Source organism: Clostridium sp. 'deep sea' (assembly GCF_014931565.1).
GTDB lineage: Bacteria > Bacillota > UBA994 > PWPR01 > PWPR01.
The window spans coordinates 755,367-775,523 of the sequence record NZ_CP063353.1 but is presented as its reverse complement, the minus strand read 5'-3'; the positions used below and the strand labels follow the sequence as shown (position 1 = coordinate 775,523).

Genomic DNA, 20,157 nt, shown 5'->3' with positions numbered 1-20,157 from the left:
TACAATCAAAAGTGAACTGGTAGGGAATCACCTCAGTGTGATTCCATTGTAAGTTATAAGAAAAATATCTTCAATTTCATTAAAGTATAGGCAATAATAAACAATTGAACAACACAGAATTGTTCACTACGGTGAATCCAATTAAAAGTGAACTGGTAGGGAATCACCTCAGTGTGATTCCGTAGTGGATGATTAGGTAAAGACTATTACACAGTAAAATGTAAACGCCCTATATAGCAAAAAAAGAATAGCCAGTAAACATAAATTCATTTACCAACTATCCTTTCATTATTTTACTTTCTTCTTAATACTTTCCCAGGAAATACTTCATGCTGAACATCTTTGTCTAATACAAGTTGACCATTTACAATAACAGCATCTATTCCAGTTGGAAACTGATGTGGATCTTTAAAGGTAGCTGTATCCATAATGTTTTCTGGGTTAAATATAGTTACATCTGCATAAAAACCCTCTTTTAATAGGCCTCGGTCACTTAAGTTAAAACGAGTTGCAGGTAGCCCTGTCATTTTAAATACAGCATTTTCTATAGGTAAAACATTATTCTGCAAACTATATCTTCCTAAAACTCTAGCAAAAGTACCATAACTACGAGGGTGTGGTTTTCCTGTAGATAAGATACCTTTAGTTGCCATACAGCAGGCATCTGAACCTATCATAACTAGGGGATGTTTCATTACATGTTCTACGTCTTCTTCACACATTGAAAAACGTACCATTCCTGTGTTAAAGTCTTCATCTAATAGTAAATCTAAACATGCATTTACTGGGTCACAGTCCATAATCTCACTAATTTCAGTTAAATTAAGACCCTCATATTTTTTATTATGCTCGTTTGTGCAACTCGATACCATTACCCAATCACACCTTGGTATTCCTGTGGTGGGTTGAGACATCTGCTTATAAATCTTTGCCCTTATTTCGGGATTTTCTAATCGCTCACGTAGTTCACTAATACCACCATCATGAGCCCATTGTGGAACAAGGGTTTTTAAGCTAGTACTAGAGGCTATATAAGGGTATTGATCAAGTGTTACATCTATGCCTTCGGCACGCGCGTTCTCTATTATTTTAAAGCCATCTTTAACCAGCCCCCAATTAATCTCATCACAGGCTTTGTAGTGCGAGATATGAATTGGTATATTAGCGGCTCTGCCAATAGCAATTGCCTCTTCAATAGACTCTAGCAACTTACTTTTTTCATTACGCATGTGGGTTGCATAAATGGCATTATATTTGTTTAAAGTATGTCCGAGTGCTATTAACTCGTCTGTCTCACTATAACAGCCAGGGGGGTAAATTAAGCCAGTAGTCATACCATGCGCACCCTCTTTTAATGATTGGGCTAACATATCTTGCATTTCGCGTAACTGCTCTGTAGTTGGGGCACATTTATCTTCACCAACCACCTGTTTTCTAATATTTCCATGTCCTACTAAAGGTATAATATTAACTGCAATTTTATTTTCTTCAAGAGCCTCTAAATACTCAGCAAAACTAGTAAAAGTTAATCCTACATTTTTTAAATTAAAACCAAAAAAATCCCTATGATCATCAGACCTTGGAGCAGCTGATACTCCACACTGCCCAATAACCTCGGTGGTAACACCCATTCTAATTTTGCTTTCAGCCTTGGGGTTAATGAACAAAGGAAAATCTGAGTGTGAATGGGAATCTATAAAGCCAGGACATACAAAGCGATTTTTTGCATCAATAATAGTAGTAGCATTTTCACTAATATACTTGGCAATTTTAACAACTTTTTTATCCTTTATGGCAACGTCTGCATAAAACCAGGGCGAACCTGTTCCATCAATAACTTTTCCATTTTTAATTAAAATATCGTACATAATAACGTCCTTTCATTAGTATGAACCTGAATTATCATAGGGTAATTCTGTTTTAAATATATTTATCCTTCAAAAAGTTGACATTTATTTTAAGAGTTTTTATTATAGTTCTAGTTATTCTATACAAGAACATGAAATGAGTGATAACGTGAGTGAACACTATTTTACTGAAAATCCGCAAAGTGAACATGATATTCAAACAATAACTTACAATATACCAAACACTAACGAAACACTAACTCTCAATACAGACTCAGGTGTATTTTCAAGAGATAGAGTAGATTTTGGTAGCAATCTGTTAATAAAAACCTGCGTACCAAAAGCAAATAGTAAGGTGTTAGATATTGGCTGTGGTTATGGAGTAATAGGTATTAGCCTAGCTAAAAGAGATAATAGTTTAAACATATTAATGGCAGATGTAAACAATAGGGCGGTTAAGCTCGCTAATGAAAACGCTCAAATAAACAAAGTAAAAGCGCAAGCTATTCAGTCGGATAGCTTTACAAATATAAGCGAAAATTTCGATTATATTCTTATCAATCCTCCCATAAGGGCTGGCAAAAAAGTAATTAATGCAATTTTAACTGAAACCTATACTCACTTAAGTAATATGGGCGAGCTATATATAGTAGTAAGAAAACGACAGGGAGGACCATCAATGCAAACCTTCTGTCAAGAACTTTTTGGTAACTGTGAAAAGGTTAATAAAAGTGGTGGTTATTGGATTTTGAAGTCGGTAAAGACTGACAACTAGAAACATCTATGGCAGTTCATTAATAGCCAGAGAAGACAACCAAGATAAAGCCTATTACTCATATAATGGTCATGGTGATGTGGTTGGACTATATGTAAATACTGTACAAAGAGCCGAGTACAGCTATAATCCATTTGGTATAATAAAAGAAGAAAAATACTATGACAGTAATGGAAATGAAGTAAATAAATCACTAATAAACACACCCTATAGGTACAACAGTTATAGATATGATGAAGAAACAGGAAACTATTACTTAAACGCTAGGTACTATAACCCATCAATTGGAAGATTTATTAGTGAAGATAGCTGTAGAGGAAAAACTGAATTTGTAATGAGCTTAAATCTCTATACTTATTGCATTAATAACCCAGTTAAGTATATTGATCCATCAGGTAATGTTCCAATTTTGCCACTATTATTTTATCTATACTGTGAAGCTGTACTAACATCTCCAGATGTCCATATGGATATGCAACTAATAGCTGATGATATAGCTAGAGGTAGTTATGGTGAAGCTGCTTTGGATAGTCTGGGCTTTGTGATACCAGGAGTAACTGGCTTAGGTAGAGTAGCAAAAAGTAAAATTGTCCCTAAAGCTCTATCTAAGGCAGATGATGCAATAAAGTTTTTTACTAAGGGCCCTGGCGATGAAGCAGTTGAGACAGCTGGTAAGGTAGCTGGTGATGTTGTTGAGGTGACAAATAAATTTAATTGGAGTTCTATTAAAGCTACACAAGAAGTGATAGAAGGAACCAATGTGCCAAGGTCATTTGTGATAAAAGACTTAATGGTTAATGGAAAAGAAGTATGGGTTGGAGGTAATGCTACCAAGCATATGGGGGAGTTTATAAACTCAGCCAATAAAGCTGGTGGTGGGCTACTATCGGAAAATCAAATAATGGAAAGCTTCATGAATGCCGCAAAATTAGCATCTGAGCAAATGTTAAAGCATGGTGATAATAGGCTGTTTGTAGGTGGATGGGAAATTGGTATTAATGGAGAAACAGGTGTGATTTATCATGCATTAATGAAATAATTAGGAGGAATATAAATGAACTTTCACTTTCTATTCAAGAAGACTTATGATTACGAAACTCGTATAATTAAGCAAGTTGATAAAGTTAGTGATAACTTGACTTTATTCAATATTGCTTTAGATAGCGATTCACTAAATTTGGATTCACGACCTATTCATAAGAGATATGAGTTTGGTGACTTTCCACCTTTAGACATATCATTTGATTCTGAAACGGGGATGCTTAAGGAGTTTACAATATTTATTAGAAAGGCTGAAGTATCAAATATTGAGAGTTCAATAAGTACTGATTTAGTTAGTTTGTCAGGATATCCTTGCTTTGAATTTTTTAACTTAGAAAAGCATGAGTACTATTATGATGAAGAGTGTCAAATTGAGATTTCAATTCATAAATCTGCTTTGCAAATAAATCTGCTTACTGAGAAAATTGAAAAAGTAGTACAAATAAATGAATCGCTAAGTCTTTTTCTTAATGTTGGTGATGAGTTTGTTGGGTTTTTATGTAGCAATCTTACGGAACAGGATCTTATAGACTTACGTAACTAGTATATACCAAGGGAATCTAGCTATAGAATGTATTAATAAAGTGGTGGAATTGACATAATGTGTTCTTCCATCACTTTTTTATGGGCGAGAGATATGACTATTATGATATTAATCAAACGATTTATGAGCTAGGATTTAAGTAACAGTTACACCTTTGAGTCTAGATGGAACATACATGTACATTACTTTTAGATTAACACATGAGACAAAATTCAAGCACTATTGACTTTGAATAGAGACCTACCCAGTTATCTCGAAAGATTTACGATATTTGAAATCTATAGACTGGTCTGTTTTACCAGAGAGAAATCAAAAGATACTGAGGAAGGTTTGATAATCGATAGAGAAAGTTTACAACAACTTCTTTATGACCTTAGTCAAAACAGTATCATCTCCTTAATCGTCTTCAACACCTCCCGCAATCTGGCGTTTAAATATGTTTTAAGTGTTGACTGCTCGAGGTTTAAAAGCATAGAGATTAGCTGAAAATATTTACATACCGAATGGTACCTTATAGCCAAAATTGATAGAAACAAATCAACTCAATTTAAGGACGTCGATATGCAGGGGAAAAAGTGATACAACAACTACAGAATACACCTTTGATACTGTCAACAATAGAATAAAGCGAATAGTTAGCAAAGAAGATAAAGAATTAATAACAGAATACGATTATGACAATCAAAATAGGATTAAAAAAGAAAAAACCAAAGACTCTACTGGAAACATCAAAAGCACAGTATATAAATACGATTATAATGGAAATATAATCTTCCAAAGTGATGAAGTACTTGAACTAATTACTCCAGAACTAGTAGATGCCTCTTTTGCCATGTTTATAATTGGACAAGGCAGTAGTAAAGAGCTAGAGTATGGCATAAGGCTATACCATTATGATAGTTTGAACAGACTAGTTGAGGCAACAGCTAATGGAGATAAAACAACCTATCTCTATGATGGAATGGATAGACGTGTTAAAAAAACCGTTAACGGAGCCTATACTAACTACCTATATAATGGTGATAAAATAATACTAGAAAAGGCTGGCAATAAAACAACAACTAGAAATATCTATGGTAGTTCATTAATAGCCAGAGAAGACAACCAAGATAAAGCCTATTACTCATATAATGGTCATGGTGACGTAGTTGGACTATTTGTAAATACAGTACAAAGAGCCGAGTACAAATATAATCCATTTGGTATCATAAAAGAAGAAAAATACTACGATAGTGATGGAACTGAAGTAAATAAATCACTAATAAACACACCCTATAGGTATAACAGTTATAGATATGATGAAGAAACAGGAAACTATTTCTTAAAATCAAGATACTATAACCCATCAATTGGAAGGTTTATTAGCGAGGACAGTTATAGGGGCAATATAGAGTTCGTAATGAGCTTAAACCTCTATACCTACTGTTGTAACGAACCAATAATGTATATCGACCCAACAGGCCATTTTATGGAACATGATTCCAGTGATATGGCTGATGATCTTGATCTTGGAGGTTCATCTAGTGTAAGAATAGGTAACACTACGAATGATGGTTCAGTTACAGCAGAAGAAGTAGTTGAGCAGGTTGTTAAAGAGGCTGAAAAGAAGTCTACTACAACAATTGAAGATAAAGCAGAACTAAAAATAAGTACGCAAGAAAGAATAGATCACGGAGTTTCTGGCGGAATGCGAATCGGTATCGGCACAACTGCAATGATAGCTGCATTCACAGTTATTACAGGAGGCACTGGAGGTATCATCGTAATGCTAGCTGCTGGTGCAACAATGGTAGCTGGAGCTACAACTACAACTATTGGTGTCGCTGAAGTTGAAGAAGGTATAACAGGTGGTCATAACTTTGTTAGGGATGAGATACTACAAGGTAATGAAGAGCTATATAATAATGTAGATCAAGGTGCTATGCTTGTTGCTACTGCTGGAACAGTTTATTGTAATGGCGTTAATTATAATAACAATTTGAAGGAGACTCTCGGGGTTGAGGGGACGGGTAAGCTTGATGACCTAATAAGTGCTAAATCACTTGGTAAAGGTTCAACAGGTAGAACTGTTGCCAATTCACTGGACGAGCAATTAGCTATGAAAGAAGTTTTATCTAACCCATTAGATGGTGCCGAACATCTAAGAAAGTTCAAAATGGGAGACACAAGATGGTCAGGCAATGATGGGTGGCAAAAAATGCAAAGAATCATCCAGACATCGGATGGAACAAAGATTAACATTCACTATAATTATAATAAATTAACAGGTGCATTTGATGACTTCAAGTTTAAGCAAACTATATTACCGAAGTAATGCACTGTAAATAGAAAATGAGGGATTTGAAATGAAGATAAAATGTAAAGAAGTAGAGGGGTATCAATTCTCAAGAAAAGATGTTAGAGAAGGAATCACAAACAGGGTCACACATAGAGCTATAACCCAAGAAAAGAGTTATATAGTATATGGAATGGCAATATGTCAAGAAGGACTGGACTACCTGATTTATGATGATTATGAAATGCCAATGTGGTACTCAGCAGATTTATTTGAAATAGAAGATTCCTCACTCCCAAATTATTGGCATCATAGTTTTTGGGGATATGAAGAGTTTGGGATTACAGCAGTATGGGGGTATCCTGAACTTGCTAATTCTCAAAAACATTTTGATGGATTATCTGAACAAAATGAGGAAGATGTTGCGTTGTTCAAAAAACGCAAAAAAGATATTGATGAGGCAATTTAAGTTTTAATAAGTAAAGAGTAATTTTGAATTAGCGGTGGAGAGATAAGTCTTTCCATCGCGTCTCTTTTGGGCGGGGTACCCAGTGCCTAGCGAAACCAATACCACAATTACTATATAGGTTACCCCCACCAGCTCTACGTGATATTTTACTGAATATCCTTGTACGCACAATGATATTGCTGATTAAAGGTACTATAAACCACAAAAAATAAAATAATGAAAATCATTGATATTCCCAGTTGCCACCGTGTATCTGGGATTTTTCTTTACCTATTATTATCTAGTCTATTCGATGTTCTAAGCAGGCGGGGCAGAACCATGATGAACACACAAGATAGAACCACTATTAGTAGGAGTGCCACTTATCATAGTGCTTTATTCTCTAACATCCCCACCCTTAAAGCCAACCATGCTTTACACAAGAAACCTCAGATACCATCGTCAATCTAAAAAACTTCTTAGACTCACTCTCTCCCAGCCTATTGAAATAACTTAGTTTCAATAGGTTATTCAGAAAAATGAGCAAAAAAATAAAAATATTTAGGTACTACCTCGCAACAAAACCATTCCCTACCACGGCATAGAAGGTGTAAGCGATAAGAAACCTGAAATTGACGGATTCTCTTTAATAGTTAAGAGCCAAATTCCTCAAATTTTCAAAGGTTTCAGCGTAAAGCGTCCAGCCAGCCCTGCTTTAGCGGGGCGGGAGACTATACGAGGTGGGTAGCATGGAAGTCAGTGTATCAGTAGATAAGATAATCATAGCGTATATAGGTATCAGTCTGGAACTCTTTAATACCTATATAGCCAAGAAACTGTGTGACTTCTATCATACAAGAGTGAAGCCCAATGACAGCAAAGCGTTCCACTATACAGTATATCTTCCTGAGAACGATGGGCATTATCTGCATCTATCATACAAGCTACTGAGTGAACCAAAGTCTTTACGGTATACTCTGTGGGCGGAGACCCACCCAGATAGCATGGAAACCTTTATGCAAGTATTTGAGGTACTAAGCCAGAACGCTAGAGAAATCCACTTTGTAAAGTGTGATGTGGCATTTGATATCCCCCACCATAAGAGTAATATTCTACTGGTTCATAGGAAGGGTAAAGCCTCAAATGATAATAGGAATACAACCTATTTCGGTAAGAAAAGTGAAAGACGCAAACATGGGTATTGCCGTTTTTATGATAAGAGACTGCAACTTGAAGAAAAGAAGAACATTATCATAGATGGGGAACTATCTCGTATTGAAGTGGTTTACCGCCCAGAAGCACGTGACCGCTTTAGTATGAGTGATTTGCTGGATACCCCACCAGCCTTTATAAATAGCCGTTATCAGTGTCATATCCTCACGGATATAGACCAACTGCCCCATAAGAAAAGGACTCTTGTACAGGCTCTTATGAGCCGTGAAAAACGGTACAAGGATATCAGCTATTACATGAGGGGAGAACTAAGGAAAGCCCTTGATAGTACACAGCTACGGGTGGACTTTGACACGATAGCCGCTGAACAGTGGAAAGCAGTCATAAATCCATATGTAAGCCTTGCTTGTGGTTAGCATTTGAGCCAAAAGAAAAAAGATGCCCTGAAAGACATCTTTAGTCATCATCCTCCATCACGATAAGCTCATGCAGGTCAATTTCAAGTGCTTTACAGACTTGTTCCAGTGTATCGAAGTACACAGCATTGACCCCTTTAGAGCATAGATGACTGATGGTGTTAGGGCGGGTGTCCATAATACGTGCTAGTTCACGCTGAGACATTCCACGCTCTTCAAGTATTTCTTTAAGTCGGAGTCTTATAGGCATAAGTCCCTCCTTTCGTATAACGCAATACAGATATTTAATCTGTAACGGTGCTACGATAATTATATTCGATATTCTACTTGAATGCAACGGATATCCGATATATAATGGTAGTACCTAAATGTAACGCTAAGACGATATAACGTTACACAAATTAGAATTGTTGTAACGGAGGGGGCGAAAAACGATGAAAAAGGTCTTTGGATATATCCGAGTTTCCACCCAGAACCAAGTAAGAGAGGGCTATAGTCTCTCATATCAGAGGGAGGAAATCATAAAATACTGCAAAGCTAACAACCTTGAGTTGATTCAGATATATGAGGATGCTGGTATCAGTGGGGCGAAGGTTGATGAGGACGGTATGACTGTAGATAGAGAAGGGCTACAAGAGCTTTTATGTGACCTGTCACAGTCAGACGTAACTTCTTTAGTCGTTCTTAACACCTCCCGCATCTGGCGTTCAGATATGGTAAAGGTACTCATACAGCGAGAACTGAAAAAACATAAGGTAGACATAGATTCCATTGAACAGCCCAGTTATAGTATTTACGCCCATGACCCCAATGATTTTCTGGTCAATGGCATGCTGGAACTGTTAGACCAATATCAAAGATTAGAAATTGCATTAAAGTTAGGCAGAGGTCGCAACAAAAAGGCAATGCAGGGCGGCTATGCTGGTGGGGGTGTCATTTTCGGATACACCACCAAGAGAGGTAGCAAGACTATTAAGGTCAATGAGACTCAAGCTGAGACAGTCAGACGAGTCTTTGAGATAAAGAAGAATCATCCTGCATGGAGCTTGTCACGTATAGCGGACAGACTCAATGCAGAGGGCTATAAAACAGCCCAAGATAAGAGTTTTACAAAGGTACAAGTCAAACGTATTCTGGACAAAAAAGCCTTTTATAGCGGCATATACAGCTACAATGGTATAGAAGCTAAAGGCGTTCATAAAGCTATCATATAGCAGAAAGAAGATGGATAAGCTGTCGTCCCTGTGCGGGTCTTTAGAAGTTTTAGAGACTAACGCTTGAGTTGAGGTTGCTGGCATTTTCTTTCTAACAGGTAGCCTTCCAGTCCAAAGAAAGGAGTCATGTCAAATGCAAGATAACTACAGATTAAAGCACATGTTTGTGGGGGTAGACCTTCACAAGGCAACACACACAGCAGTCATGGTCAACTGTTGGGGAGATAAAATCGAGGAAATCACTATCGAGAACCGACCAGCAGACTTTGAAAAACTACTAAAGTTCGCTAAAAAGCATACGCCCAAAGGTATGACCCCTGTCTTTGGTTTGGAAGATGTGGGCGGACATGGCAGGTCACTAGCTGTTTACCTACTGGAAAAGAATCAGATAGTCAAGGAAGTCAATGCTTCATTGGCACATGACAGAAGAAAGAGTAACCCCATGTATCGTAAAAATGACAGTTGGGATGCCCAGTGTGTAGCGGATGTTTTAAAGGACAAAATGCTAGAGCTTCCAGATGCCAACCCACAAGATATCTACTGGACGATAAGTCAGTTGGTCAATAGAAGGGATGCTATAGTAAAGGCTCAGACTGCCCTCAAAAACCAGCTTCACGGTCAGCTAGAGCATAACTACCCCAGCTATAAAAAGTTCTTCTCAGACATTACAGGCAAATCAGCTTTAGCCCTTTGGGAAGGGTATCCGTCACCTAAGTCACTGGTGGGGGTAGAAGTTGAAGAACTGGCACAGTATCTAAGAGAAGCAAGCCGTAACGCATGTTCGACCAAGAAAGCAAAAGCCATACTGGAACTGGTTAAGGCAGATGGTGACACTACTAGAGATTATCAGGAAACAAGAGATTTTCTGATTCAGAGCCATGTGAGAGATATCCGCTTTAAACTAGAAGAACTGAGACTGATAGAAGCAGAACTGGCAAAACTCATGGCAACGCTGGAATATCAACTAGAGACCATGCCGGGCATTAGTACAGTGACAGCTTCACAGCTAGTATCACAAATTGGTGATATCAAACGCTTCTCTAACCATAACAAGCTGGCAAGATATGCGGGTATTGCTCCTGTGAATTTTAGTTCGGCGGGCAAGGGGAAAGACAGTAAGTCTAAGCTGGGCAACAGAGAGCTTCACGGCATTTTTTATAATATAGCTAAAGGGCAGATACAGATATCTAAAGGCAGTGGAAAAAAGAGAAATGAAATCTTTAGAGAGTATTATGAGCGTAAGATGGCGGAGGGCAAAACCTCTGGTCAAGCTATGGTCTGTGTTATGAGAAGGCTAGTCAACATCATATATGGCATGATGAAGAATAAGACAGCATATAGGCATCCAGTTATAAGTGAACCTATTCCAGCAAAAGCGGCATAGTGATATAATGGTGGTAACTGTAAAAAGTTACCGCTTTTCTTTTTAGTAGATTTTAAGATTACAGTTTAGGGGACGAGTAAAGCTAAGAATCTGTGGGGTAAATGGAGTGACTATGATAAAGTAACTATTGAGGGTCGTCAGTATGCTAAAATTGGAGATAAATACTACACTCGCCATGCAGTAGATAGAATGCAACCAAGTGGGATGAGATATACAGCTAAAGCGTCTGCAGATGGAGGAAAAGTAGGTGCATCACGTATAATTGATGTAGAGTCAGTAGATTACGGACGAAGCATTTCTCCTAACTATGTAGAAGATGCAATAACAAATGGTAAGCTAATAGATACACAAGTAGTAAATGGTGTTGAAAGGCAAATATGGCAATCAGGAACTGTAGAAGTAGTTACAGAGGGAGATATAATAATTACGATAATGACAAAATAATTGGAGGAATACAATGGAAGAACTTAAAATAGCCTGTACCAAATTTTTAAATAAGCAATATGGTGTAGAAGAACTGTCACGAACATTTGCGTGGATAGCAGTACCCACAGAGATTCAAGAATTAGTCTCTGATGCAGAAAGTAGGCTGGAACGCATTAGATTCTGTATTTCAGATGATAAACAGTATGAGGAAGGGTTAAAAATTGTGGAAGAAATATTGGCGAAGGTAAGTGAGTTAGAATAAAAGGTTTTGTATAAAGACTAACTACATAATTTACAGAGACTAACTACAAAACAATAATTAACCAAGGTGATGGAGAGACAATCAAGTCTTTTCATCACCTTTTAGTATTTTTAGGGACAAAATACTCACTGCATAAACTAAATACTGTAGTGAGTACAAAGAAAACTAAATCAAAAGGAATAGACCAGCATGTGAGAAATCTTGTTCTGGTCTTTCTTTTTGCCCATAAGGAAGGAGAATAAAAATGATTGAGATACTAAATGAATTTGAGAGACACCTCATAAGAGATGGTAAAAGACATAAGACCGTAGATAACTATGTTGGTGATGAACATCTAAGCAATTATACATCTCTCCAACTACACAACTGTTCGCATAACTACAGACTATTTTAGTGAGGTGATAATTGAAGGGCCAATACTTTAATTATAGATGGCTTTATTATACTTCAAAGTTTACAAATAACATAGAACTTGATAGTCGTAGTATTAATGATTATTATAAAATAAATATGATGTCGTTGAGGATGTTGAAAAGTGAGTATTTAAGGTAGTACAGCTGGTAAGATTATTCCCTTACTCACGACAAGGATTAAGTGGTAACAAAGATTAACCTAAATAGATATTTCAATAGACTAAGAATGCATACCTAAAATCCACATCACTAAGCTAATAGGGCAGGCTTTTTTTACTTTAAACCAAAAAATTAATTCTAAAATGATAAGGAGGTGAATAGACTATTCTGAATAAATGTTTAAAGGATGATAATAATGAAAAACATAGTAACATCAATTTACCAAAGCCAACAAAGGTCTATTGAAAGCATTTTAACCAGTAAAGCCTCAATTGTACAAAATAACAGAGGGTCATTGTTGCAAATACCAGGTATTTTATGTGATAAAAAAAATAACAATTGCCAAATGTATAAACTAAATTTTATGCCCAAAGCTAGCTTTGCTCGTACAACAACCTGTAGTGCTTTACAACTCCTAACCGATGTTCCTTATAGCTATAAAGGTGGGGAGCAGTTAATAACTTCGTTACTATGGACTAGTTCATTTAAAGATCACTTTATAGATGCTTTTGTTACTATAGTTTATAAAGAAAACGATTTGTTTACACTAAACAAAACCACTAATGCTTCGTTATTAATACCTGTACATAAAAAAGTTGAGCAATTTGATGTAGAGTTAACTTTGTTTAATTTTGGAGTATTACATGCCTATGCTAATGCTATAACAGATTTGTTAACTCAGCCTAATTTAGAACTTTGGGATGAGAGGTTTGCGGGGGTTATAACAATTAAGTAGCAAACGATTGTAGGCAATAATGATTTCTATATTATCTTAGTTAAATAAAATAAACAAAATATTAATAAAACACACGCTAAACTTGAAGGGTGTGTTTTATTAATAAATAGAAATATAACATTGTTAGTACAGTTTTATTGCACTAATCCTATAGCCTTTTGATATCTTGTTAAAGTTTGCTTTGCAACCTTACTAGCATTTTCAGCCCCTTGCTTTAAATACTTCATTAAATCACTGCTTTCTCTTAATGCATAAAAGCGTTTTTGAATGGGCTCTAGTAAGGCAATTACAGATTCAGCTGTGCTAATTTTTAACCTGCCATAACCTTCATCAGCTAACTCTTCCACAATTTGCTCTATACTTTTACCAGAGCAAATTGACTGAATTTCTAATAAATTGCTTACTCCTGCTTTATTTTCAGGGTCATAGCTAATTATATTATCTGAATCAGTTTTAGCCTTTTTAAACTTCTTTATGATAACATCAGGGCTATCTAGCAATAATATTTTAGCGGCCTCTATTGGGTCAGATTTACTCATTTTTTTAGTTGGCTCACGTAGAGACATTATTTTTCCACCGACTTTAGGTATAACAGGTTCAGGAACAACAAAAACTCCCTCTTGAATAATGTTATTAGCTCTAATGGCAATATTACGAGCTAGTTCCACGTGTTGTTTTTGGTCTTGACCTACCGGTACAATATCGGTATCGTAAAGTAAAATATCCGCAGCCATTAAAGCTGGGTAGGTAAATAAACCCGCAGTAACTGAGTTATTGCCTTTTTTCTTGTTTTCTATTTGTTGCTTTTTATCTTTAAATTGAGTCATTCTACTTAACTCTCCGTAGTAGCTCAAACACTGCAATAACCAAGCTAATTCGCTGTGTTCAGTTACATGAGACTGAATAAATAAATTAGCTTTATTAGGATCTACGCCAGCAGCTAAAAAAATAGCAGCTGCATCTAGTGTTCCTTTATGGAGCAACGAGGGCTCAGGCATTACTGTAAGGGCATGTAAATCAACTATGCAATAATAACAATCATGTTCGTTTTGGATATCTACAAATCTTTTAAGTGCTCCTAAATAGTTACCAAGTGTAAGATTACCAGTTGGTTGAATTCCAGAAAAAACTCTTTTCATAATATTACCTCCTTTAAAATAAAAAACTACCCAAATATCGGAACGGTTATACCCGCGTTGCCACCCGATTTTTGAGTACTACTTATAACTCAACTGCTCATATTAATAACGGTTTTACCGAGTCAACTTTTAATTGACTTACTCACAGGTCCAATTCACTTTGAGTTACTGTCTTTTCACCACTAACAGCTCGCTTTATATACTCAGCTACTTATCCTGATCATTGTATTAGTATATTAATTTATCTTATTTTGCCACAAAAAATATATTTAATCAAGAGCAGGAATTTAAAGTGTTTCATTGAATTAACACAAGACGACATTTGGGAGATAGAATATGAAATTTGTTATAGTAAACATGAATGCCGGTAGAGGGCGTTGTAAAGAGATTATGCCTAAAATAAAGCAGTACTATAAAAATAAAAATGAACAGCATATCATTGTTACAACAGAATACCCAGGGCATGCAACAGAATTAGCTGCTGATGCAGTAAAAAAAGGGGTCACTCATATAATTTCAGTTGGTGGTGATGGTACTCTTTTAGAGGTTATTCAGGATATATATGAAGAAGATGTTATAATAGGCGCTATTCCTGGTGGTACGGGAAATGACTTTGTCAGATCTTTAGGTTTTTCATTAGATATAGACGAATTTTTAGAGCAATTCGATAAAGCAGTAGAAAAGCCAGTTGATTTATGTATAGGAAGAGATATGGCATTTTTAACTCTAAGTGCTGTAGGTTTTGTTACAGATGTTTTAGTGCATGTAGAGAATAGTCGGAAAAGTTTTTTAAAAGGGTCTTTGGCTTTTGCAAACGCTGTATTCCAATCAATTAGAAAACTAAAAGCAAAAGAGTTAGAGCTCTATATTGATGGAAAATGGATAACGCGAAAAGCCGTTTTAGTAGGAGTAGTAAATGGACCATTTACTGGTGGAGGAATGAGGTTTGTTCCAGACGCAAAAATAGATGATGGCTTTTTTGATGTATTTATGGTTAAAGATATTGGCAAAATTGAACTTTTAAGAGTATTTCCAAAGGTTTATAAAGGAACCCATACTGATCACCCCGCTGTAGAGATTATAAGATGCAAAGAGGTGAAAATTAAAAGCAAAGAACCACTAACCATAAATTACGATGGAACAGTTGCTGGACAAACCCCTATGGATATTAAAATAGCAGAGCATAAATTACGAGTTTTAGCACCATTAAAGTAAAATAGTATAAGAGCATAAGTAGGTTAGCAAAACATAATAGCTAACCTTTTATTGCAATTATAAATACTTCGATTATAGTATTTTATGTTATGCTAAATAAATAAATAAGGAGGTTATTTAGTGAAAGAGTTAAATTATAGCTCAAACAAGTATTACAAGTACAATGAAATTATGTTACTGTTGCAGATGTGGCAAAATAAGTTTCCAAATGAATTTAGTTACGAAGTTATTGGTAAGAGTTATGAAAAGCGAGATATTTTTGCAGTAACAATTACAGCAAAAACAAATCAACAAGCCTGTGAGAAACCAGCCTATTATATTGATGCTAATCATCATGCTGGTGAGGTAACAGGAAGCTCAGTGGCACTATACACTATAAATTACCTACTTAATAATTACCAAAAAGATGAACGAGTATCAAGGCTACTTGAAAAGTACACATTTTATATTATTCCTCGTATTGCTGTAGATGGTTCAGAGCAATATTTAACAACGGCTCAGCTTTTAAGAAGCAGTGTTAAAGAATATAGTCCACGTGCTAATAAGGGAACAATTCTAAAAGACATGAACAACGATGGCTTAATTCTACAAATGCGCTTTAAGGCAAGCGATGGTTTGTATAAAAAAAGTGAAAAAGATGATAGGGTTATGATTCGTAGAGAGCCAGATGATATTTATGGAGAGTTTTATCATGTGCTACCTGAGGGTGAAATAGAAGACTACGATGGAGTTGAGTTAAGGAAAGTAAGGTCAAAAAATGCCTTAGACTTTAACAGGAACTATCCAATGAACTGGAAACCAGAGCATATTCAAGCTGGTGCAGGAGATTACCCTTTAAGTGAGCCCGAAACAAGATCTGTAGCTGATTTTATTTTAAATCACAAAAATATTGCTGGAATAATGTCTTATCATACAACTGGTGGCATGATATTAAGGCCATTTTGTACAGTACAAGACAAAAAAATGAATAAAGAAGATTTACAGGCATTTGAGATTATTGGAGATATAGGTGAACGATTAACAAGCTACCCATGTTGGTCAATATTTGAAAAATTCACCTTTAATAAAGATAATCCTTCTGTAGGTAGTTTTATGGATTTCACTTATGATTATTTAGGAATTACTACCTTTGCTACCGAGCTGTGGAATTTAAGAGCAAGGGCAGGCCTAGAGCCCTTTAGTCCAGAAAAATACAAAAAGCAGACAGCAAAAGAATTCGAGAAAGAGCAGTTGGCTTTACTAAAATATAGTGACGAAAAACATAATGGAGAATTATTTGTTGATTGGCAAGATTTTACACACCCTCAATTAGGGTTAGTTGAAATAGGAGGATTAAGGCCAAAGTTTGCGAGACAAAATCCACCAATAAGCTTGTTAACAGAAGAATGTCATAAAAATATGTTATTCACATTGTCTCATGCTGAGTCTATTGCAAGACTAGTTATAATAAATAGCCAAGTTATAAAAATTAGCGAAAACGTGTTTAAGGTAATAGTTGACTTTGCTAACGCGGGTTATTTGCCAACTAGTGGTAGTAAATTGGCTAGCAAAAATAATATTGCCAATAAAGTAGAGGCAATTCTTAGCGATAATGTAGACGTTGTAAAAGGTAAAAGAAAATGTGAGTTTAAACCGCTAAATGGCTTTAGTAAAAAGCGAGCTGAGTGGTTAATAAATTCAAAAGCAGGAACTGAAATAACTGTAACTATAAAGTCTCAAAGGGCTGGCGTTGTAACTAAAAAAATAGAACTAAAATAGGAGGTTTAGCAATGACAAAACTAGTATTTGATCCATCAAAGTATTATAAATATGATGAAATGGTAACCTTACTCAATCAATGGCACGAGCAGTATCCTAATTTAACTAAACTGTACTCTATAGGCAAAACCTATGAGCAACGTGAGATGTATATGTTAGAAATCACCAATAAAGCAACCGGTGAAGGTGATAATAAACCAGGTTACTATATTGATGGTAACTTCCATGCAGGTGAAGTTACAGGCTGTGCAGTTGCTATGTATACAATTAATCACATGCTTAATAACTACGGTAAAGAGCAAGATATGACTTATATTATAGATAATTTTGTAACATATATTTTACCTAGAGTAAGCTGTGATGGTGCTGAGATGTATTTAACTACGGCAATGATGTTAAGAAGTAGTACTAGACCATATCCGTTTAATGATAAAAAGCCTGGTTTGCACATAGAAGACCTAAATGGCGATGGTTATATAACTCAAATGAGAATTAAAGACCCTAATGGTTCATGGAAAATTAGTACTAAAGATGAACGTTTAATGATACCCCGTAAGCCCGATGATATAGTTGGAGATTTTTATAATCTATATAATGAGGGGTTAATTGAAAAGTTTGATGGTATAGAAATAAAACAAGCTACCTATTACGGCTTAGATATTAATCGCAATAGCCCTGTAAACTGGAAACCTGAGTTTGACCAAAAGGGTGCAGGACCCTATCCATTTAGTGAGCCAGAAACCAGAAATGTAGGAGAATTTATTTTAGCTCATAAAAACATTGCTGGCTTAATGTCTTACCACACCACATCTGGTGTTCATTTAAGACCAAGTGCTCAAGTACCAGATAGCAAAATGAACAAACAAGATGTTAAAATGTTTAATGATATAGGTGAAAGAGGTAAAGAATTTAGTGGTTACCCTCATGTAAACACTGTTGAGGGATTTGTGTCTTCGGCTCAAACTGGTATATTTATGGACTGGGCCTATGAAGTTGAGGGAATCTTATCTTGGTCAACTGAACTTTGGAACTTATTACAACGTGCAGGGGTAGAAATAAAAAGCTTTAGAGAGTATTTTAAAAATAGTGCTAAAAAGTTTATTGAAGAAGACGCCCTAAAAGTAATGCAGTGGAATGATAAAGAACTAAATGGGGAGGCATTTGTGCCATGGACTAAGTTTAATCATTCACAACTGGGTGAGGTTGAAATAGGTGGTTATAAAATGAAGTATTTCCGCCAAAACCCTCCTTGTAAGTTTTTAGAGCAAGAGTGTGACAAGAACATGAAATTTACTTTTGTGCATGTAAAGGCTTTACCTTTATTAGCTATTAGTAAAGTTGAGGCTACCTGTGTAAGTGATAATGTGTATAAAATAACAGCAGTAATAGAGAATAAAGGATATCAACCTACATCTGGTACCGGCATTGCCCAAAAAATGACTAAAATAGCAACTGTAAAAGCCAAATTAGAGTTACCAAAAGCTGCTTCTTTAGCTGGTGGAAAAAATGAATTAGATCTTGGTCATATGGATGGCTGGAGCAAGAAAAAAGCTGAATGGGTTGTATGTGCCAAAAAAGGCGATAAGATAATTGTATGTGCCAACTCAGATAGAGCAGGAAAAACAACGGTTGAAATTATGCTTTAACTTATCAAGTTAATTTGCTCTAATTGTATAAGATAACTATTATATTATTAAAACTGTAGATAGTCAGGAATTGAGTTTTTCAATTCTTGACTGTTTTTTGTTCTCTAGGATACCATCAAACACCTTATCCATGTATCCACAACGGAATCACTTCGTGATGATTATTACTTTGCTGTTAACTTAAACCATGAAATGCATTAACTTGCTATTTAAAAATGATTTTTTTATTTACCAACTGAGCCTATTGCTTTTTACTAATTTATTACCTATATTTAACATTTGCAAACTACAAAGCATAGAAAAAAAAGCATATCTATAAACTTAAATTTTTGTTATAATTATATGTATTAATAATTAATTATAAGGATAAAACTATTATGATTATAAGAAAAAAACTAAGTAATAAGGCTTATACATATATAGAATTATTAGGTGTTCTTGCAATTGTAATATTGGTAGTAACTCCATTATTATATATGATTAATAGTGTGTATGATAAATCCTTAAAATCGCATGCCCTAACTCAAGCCAATAATGTTATAGCTAGTATTATGGATAGAGCAACATTTGATGTAAAACATAATGGATATTTGGCTACCAGATTAGGTGAAATTAAAGAACAAGAATATACATACTATAATATCCCTCAGGGATATTTAGTTAGCTTAAACATATCTCAAAATAATAATCACTCAAACTTGTTTGAGATAAATATAGAATTAACCTTTAAAGATATAAATATTGAGTCTAAATCGTTGGTGTTATATGAATAAAAAGGGATTTACATATGTAGAAATGTTGGCGGTGCTTGCTATTTTGGTATTAGTAGTAACCTTAGTTAATGATAACTTTGTGTCGGGCTTAAAAACTTGGGTCACGGGTACAAAATTAACTGAAATTAAGCAATTTTTACGTTACGATATGCAAACATTATGTAATAATATAAGATTTGCTGTAGAGGTTAATTACCAAGAAAATGGCGTTACAAATGCAGTTATTGATGAAGTTAAGCTAACTAACTCACCAAATACCTATATAGAAGTAATCTTAGCTAGTGGTTATACTGCAAGATACTCTATTACATCAAGCAATGAACTATTACTCAATAATAATTCGCTAGCAGAACCTTTTACTGAAATAACTATTAGACGAGTTAATATTTTTAGCTACGGATCATTATATGAAATAACTATGAAAACAAGTAAACTTAATTATGAAAATATTCCTTCACTAAATTTAAAACAATTGGTGTTTGCACCCAATATTAAATCTTAAAGGGGGAGTAT

20 protein-coding genes and 1 other annotated feature are annotated in these 20,157 nt (G+C 35.3%); of the genes, 17 read left to right on the top strand and 3 right to left on the bottom strand.

The features are described 5' to 3' along the window. Nucleotides 1–293 precede the first annotated feature (293 nt). Nucleotides 294–1,868 (bottom strand): D-aminoacylase, encoded by a 1,575-nt coding sequence (locus tag IMX26_RS03685; protein ID WP_195160345.1) that lies wholly within the window; start codon nt 1,866–1,868, stop codon nt 294–296. 136 nt (nt 1,869–2,004) lie between these two features. Between IMX26_RS03685 and IMX26_RS03680 the strand changes: the two genes are divergently transcribed. From IMX26_RS03680 to IMX26_RS03655, 6 genes are all read left to right on the top strand, one after another. Further along, nucleotides 2,005–2,622 (top strand): methyltransferase, encoded by a 618-nt coding sequence (locus IMX26_RS03680; protein ID WP_195160344.1) that lies wholly within the window; start codon nt 2,005–2,007, stop codon nt 2,620–2,622. Nucleotides 2,623–2,701: 79 nt separating this feature from the next. After that, complete coding sequence (locus IMX26_RS03675) at nt 2,702–3,661, top strand: RHS repeat-associated core domain-containing protein (protein ID WP_195160343.1); 960 nt, start codon at nt 2,702–2,704, stop codon at nt 3,659–3,661. A gap of 15 nt (nt 3,662–3,676) precedes the next feature. Then, the gene (locus tag IMX26_RS03670) at nt 3,677–4,207 is read left to right on the top strand and encodes a hypothetical protein (RefSeq protein ID WP_195160342.1); all 531 of its coding nucleotides are present in this window, start codon (nt 3,677–3,679) and stop codon (nt 4,205–4,207) included. 523 nt (nt 4,208–4,730) lie between these two features. Further along, complete coding sequence (locus IMX26_RS03665; RefSeq protein WP_195160341.1) at nt 4,731–6,521, top strand: RHS repeat-associated core domain-containing protein; 1,791 nt, start codon at nt 4,731–4,733, stop codon at nt 6,519–6,521. Between the two features lie 31 nt (nt 6,522–6,552). Then, nucleotides 6,553–6,951: a phosphoribosylaminoimidazole synthetase gene (locus IMX26_RS03660; protein WP_195160340.1), complete on the top strand. Its 399-nt coding sequence runs from the start codon at nt 6,553–6,555 to the stop codon at nt 6,949–6,951. Between the two features lie 728 nt (nt 6,952–7,679). Next, nucleotides 7,680–8,519, top strand: a complete 840-nt coding sequence (locus IMX26_RS03655) for a hypothetical protein (protein ID WP_195160339.1) — start codon at nt 7,680–7,682, stop codon at nt 8,517–8,519. A 40-nt stretch (nt 8,520–8,559) separates the two neighbouring features. On the opposite strand, the gene IMX26_RS03650 is transcribed toward IMX26_RS03655, so the two are convergent. Then, nucleotides 8,560–8,769, bottom strand: coding sequence for a helix-turn-helix transcriptional regulator (locus IMX26_RS03650; protein ID WP_195160338.1), 210 nt, complete (start codon nt 8,767–8,769; stop codon nt 8,560–8,562). A 184-nt stretch (nt 8,770–8,953) separates the two neighbouring features. Between IMX26_RS03650 and IMX26_RS03645 the strand changes: the two genes are divergently transcribed. The 6 genes from IMX26_RS03645 to IMX26_RS03620 all read left to right on the top strand — a co-directional run bounded on the left by IMX26_RS03645 (nt 8,954) and on the right by IMX26_RS03620 (nt 13,113). Next, the gene (locus IMX26_RS03645) at nt 8,954–9,733 is read left to right on the top strand and encodes a recombinase family protein (RefSeq protein ID WP_195160337.1); all 780 of its coding nucleotides are present in this window, start codon (nt 8,954–8,956) and stop codon (nt 9,731–9,733) included. A gap of 133 nt (nt 9,734–9,866) precedes the next feature. Continuing rightward, nucleotides 9,867–11,117: an IS110 family transposase gene (locus IMX26_RS03640; protein ID WP_195160336.1), complete on the top strand. Its 1,251-nt coding sequence runs from the start codon at nt 9,867–9,869 to the stop codon at nt 11,115–11,117. A gap of 189 nt (nt 11,118–11,306) precedes the next feature. Then, complete coding sequence (locus IMX26_RS03635) at nt 11,307–11,561, top strand: hypothetical protein (RefSeq protein ID WP_195160335.1); 255 nt, start codon at nt 11,307–11,309, stop codon at nt 11,559–11,561. Nucleotides 11,562–11,574: 13 nt separating this feature from the next. Continuing rightward, nucleotides 11,575–11,805 carry a hypothetical protein gene (locus IMX26_RS03630; protein ID WP_195160334.1) on the top strand — a complete coding sequence of 77 codons (231 nt, stop codon included), beginning with the start codon at nt 11,575–11,577 and terminating at the stop codon, nt 11,803–11,805. A gap of 244 nt (nt 11,806–12,049) precedes the next feature. Beyond that, nucleotides 12,050–12,199, top strand: coding sequence for a hypothetical protein (locus IMX26_RS03625; RefSeq protein ID WP_195160333.1), 150 nt, complete (start codon nt 12,050–12,052; stop codon nt 12,197–12,199). A gap of 374 nt (nt 12,200–12,573) precedes the next feature. Next, on the top strand, nt 12,574–13,113 hold the full coding sequence (locus IMX26_RS03620; RefSeq protein ID WP_195160332.1) for a hypothetical protein: 540 nt from the start codon (nt 12,574–12,576) through the stop codon (nt 13,111–13,113). 134 nt (nt 13,114–13,247) lie between these two features. Here the strand turns inward: IMX26_RS03620 and trpS are convergent, their stop codons facing one another. Continuing rightward, nucleotides 13,248–14,252 carry a tryptophan--tRNA ligase gene (trpS, locus tag IMX26_RS03615; protein WP_195160331.1) on the bottom strand — a complete coding sequence of 335 codons (1,005 nt, stop codon included), beginning with the start codon at nt 14,250–14,252 and terminating at the stop codon, nt 13,248–13,250. 35 nt (nt 14,253–14,287) lie between these two features. Then, nucleotides 14,288–14,485, bottom strand: a binding site (T-box leader). A gap of 103 nt (nt 14,486–14,588) precedes the next feature. On the opposite strand from trpS, the gene IMX26_RS03610 reads away from it, so the two are divergent. The 5 genes from IMX26_RS03610 (at nt 14,589) to IMX26_RS03590 (ending at nt 20,146) form a co-directional block, all read left to right on the top strand. Continuing rightward, nucleotides 14,589–15,467, top strand: coding sequence for a diacylglycerol kinase family protein (locus IMX26_RS03610; RefSeq protein WP_195160330.1), 879 nt, complete (start codon nt 14,589–14,591; stop codon nt 15,465–15,467). 120 nt (nt 15,468–15,587) lie between these two features. After that, complete coding sequence (locus IMX26_RS03605) at nt 15,588–17,225, top strand: M14 family metallopeptidase (RefSeq protein ID WP_195160329.1); 1,638 nt, start codon at nt 15,588–15,590, stop codon at nt 17,223–17,225. Between the two features lie 11 nt (nt 17,226–17,236). After that, nucleotides 17,237–18,871, top strand: coding sequence for a M14 family metallopeptidase (locus IMX26_RS03600; protein ID WP_195160328.1), 1,635 nt, complete (start codon nt 17,237–17,239; stop codon nt 18,869–18,871). Nucleotides 18,872–19,248: 377 nt separating this feature from the next. Beyond that, a complete protein-coding gene (locus IMX26_RS03595; RefSeq protein ID WP_195160327.1) occupies nt 19,249–19,644 on the top strand; it encodes a type II secretion system protein in 396 nt (131 codons plus the stop codon). Next, complete coding sequence (locus IMX26_RS03590) at nt 19,637–20,146, top strand: prepilin-type N-terminal cleavage/methylation domain-containing protein (RefSeq protein WP_195160326.1); 510 nt, start codon at nt 19,637–19,639, stop codon at nt 20,144–20,146. Before IMX26_RS03595 ends, IMX26_RS03590 begins: the two co-directional genes overlap by 8 nt. The last annotated feature ends 11 nt before the right edge of the window (nt 20,147–20,157 follow it).

Coding starts and splice junctions, on each gene's coding strand:
- IMX26_RS03650 (WP_195160338.1), bottom strand. CDS start 8,769: ATGCCTATAAGACTCCGACTTAAAGAAATACTTGAAGAGCGTGGAATG.
- IMX26_RS03630 (WP_195160334.1), top strand. CDS start 11,575: ATGGAAGAACTTAAAATAGCCTGTACCAAATTTTTAAATAAGCAATAT.
- IMX26_RS03620 (WP_195160332.1), top strand. CDS start 12,574: ATGAAAAACATAGTAACATCAATTTACCAAAGCCAACAAAGGTCTATT.
- IMX26_RS03655 (WP_195160339.1), top strand. CDS start 7,680: ATGGAAGTCAGTGTATCAGTAGATAAGATAATCATAGCGTATATAGGT.
- IMX26_RS03595 (WP_195160327.1), top strand. CDS start 19,249: ATGATTATAAGAAAAAAACTAAGTAATAAGGCTTATACATATATAGAA.
- IMX26_RS03635 (WP_195160335.1), top strand. CDS start 11,307: ATGCAACCAAGTGGGATGAGATATACAGCTAAAGCGTCTGCAGATGGA.
- IMX26_RS03625 (WP_195160333.1), top strand. CDS start 12,050: ATGATTGAGATACTAAATGAATTTGAGAGACACCTCATAAGAGATGGT.
- IMX26_RS03670 (WP_195160342.1), top strand. CDS start 3,677: ATGAACTTTCACTTTCTATTCAAGAAGACTTATGATTACGAAACTCGT.
- IMX26_RS03660 (WP_195160340.1), top strand. CDS start 6,553: ATGAAGATAAAATGTAAAGAAGTAGAGGGGTATCAATTCTCAAGAAAA.
- IMX26_RS03645 (WP_195160337.1), top strand. CDS start 8,954: ATGAAAAAGGTCTTTGGATATATCCGAGTTTCCACCCAGAACCAAGTA.
- IMX26_RS03685 (WP_195160345.1), bottom strand. CDS start 1,868: ATGTACGATATTTTAATTAAAAATGGAAAAGTTATTGATGGAACAGGT.
- IMX26_RS03600 (WP_195160328.1), top strand. CDS start 17,237: ATGACAAAACTAGTATTTGATCCATCAAAGTATTATAAATATGATGAA.
- IMX26_RS03610 (WP_195160330.1), top strand. CDS start 14,589: ATGAAATTTGTTATAGTAAACATGAATGCCGGTAGAGGGCGTTGTAAA.
- IMX26_RS03680 (WP_195160344.1), top strand. CDS start 2,005: ATGAGTGATAACGTGAGTGAACACTATTTTACTGAAAATCCGCAAAGT.
- trpS (WP_195160331.1), bottom strand. CDS start 14,252: ATGAAAAGAGTTTTTTCTGGAATTCAACCAACTGGTAATCTTACACTT.
- IMX26_RS03590 (WP_195160326.1), top strand. CDS start 19,637: ATGAATAAAAAGGGATTTACATATGTAGAAATGTTGGCGGTGCTTGCT.
- IMX26_RS03640 (WP_195160336.1), top strand. CDS start 9,867: ATGCAAGATAACTACAGATTAAAGCACATGTTTGTGGGGGTAGACCTT.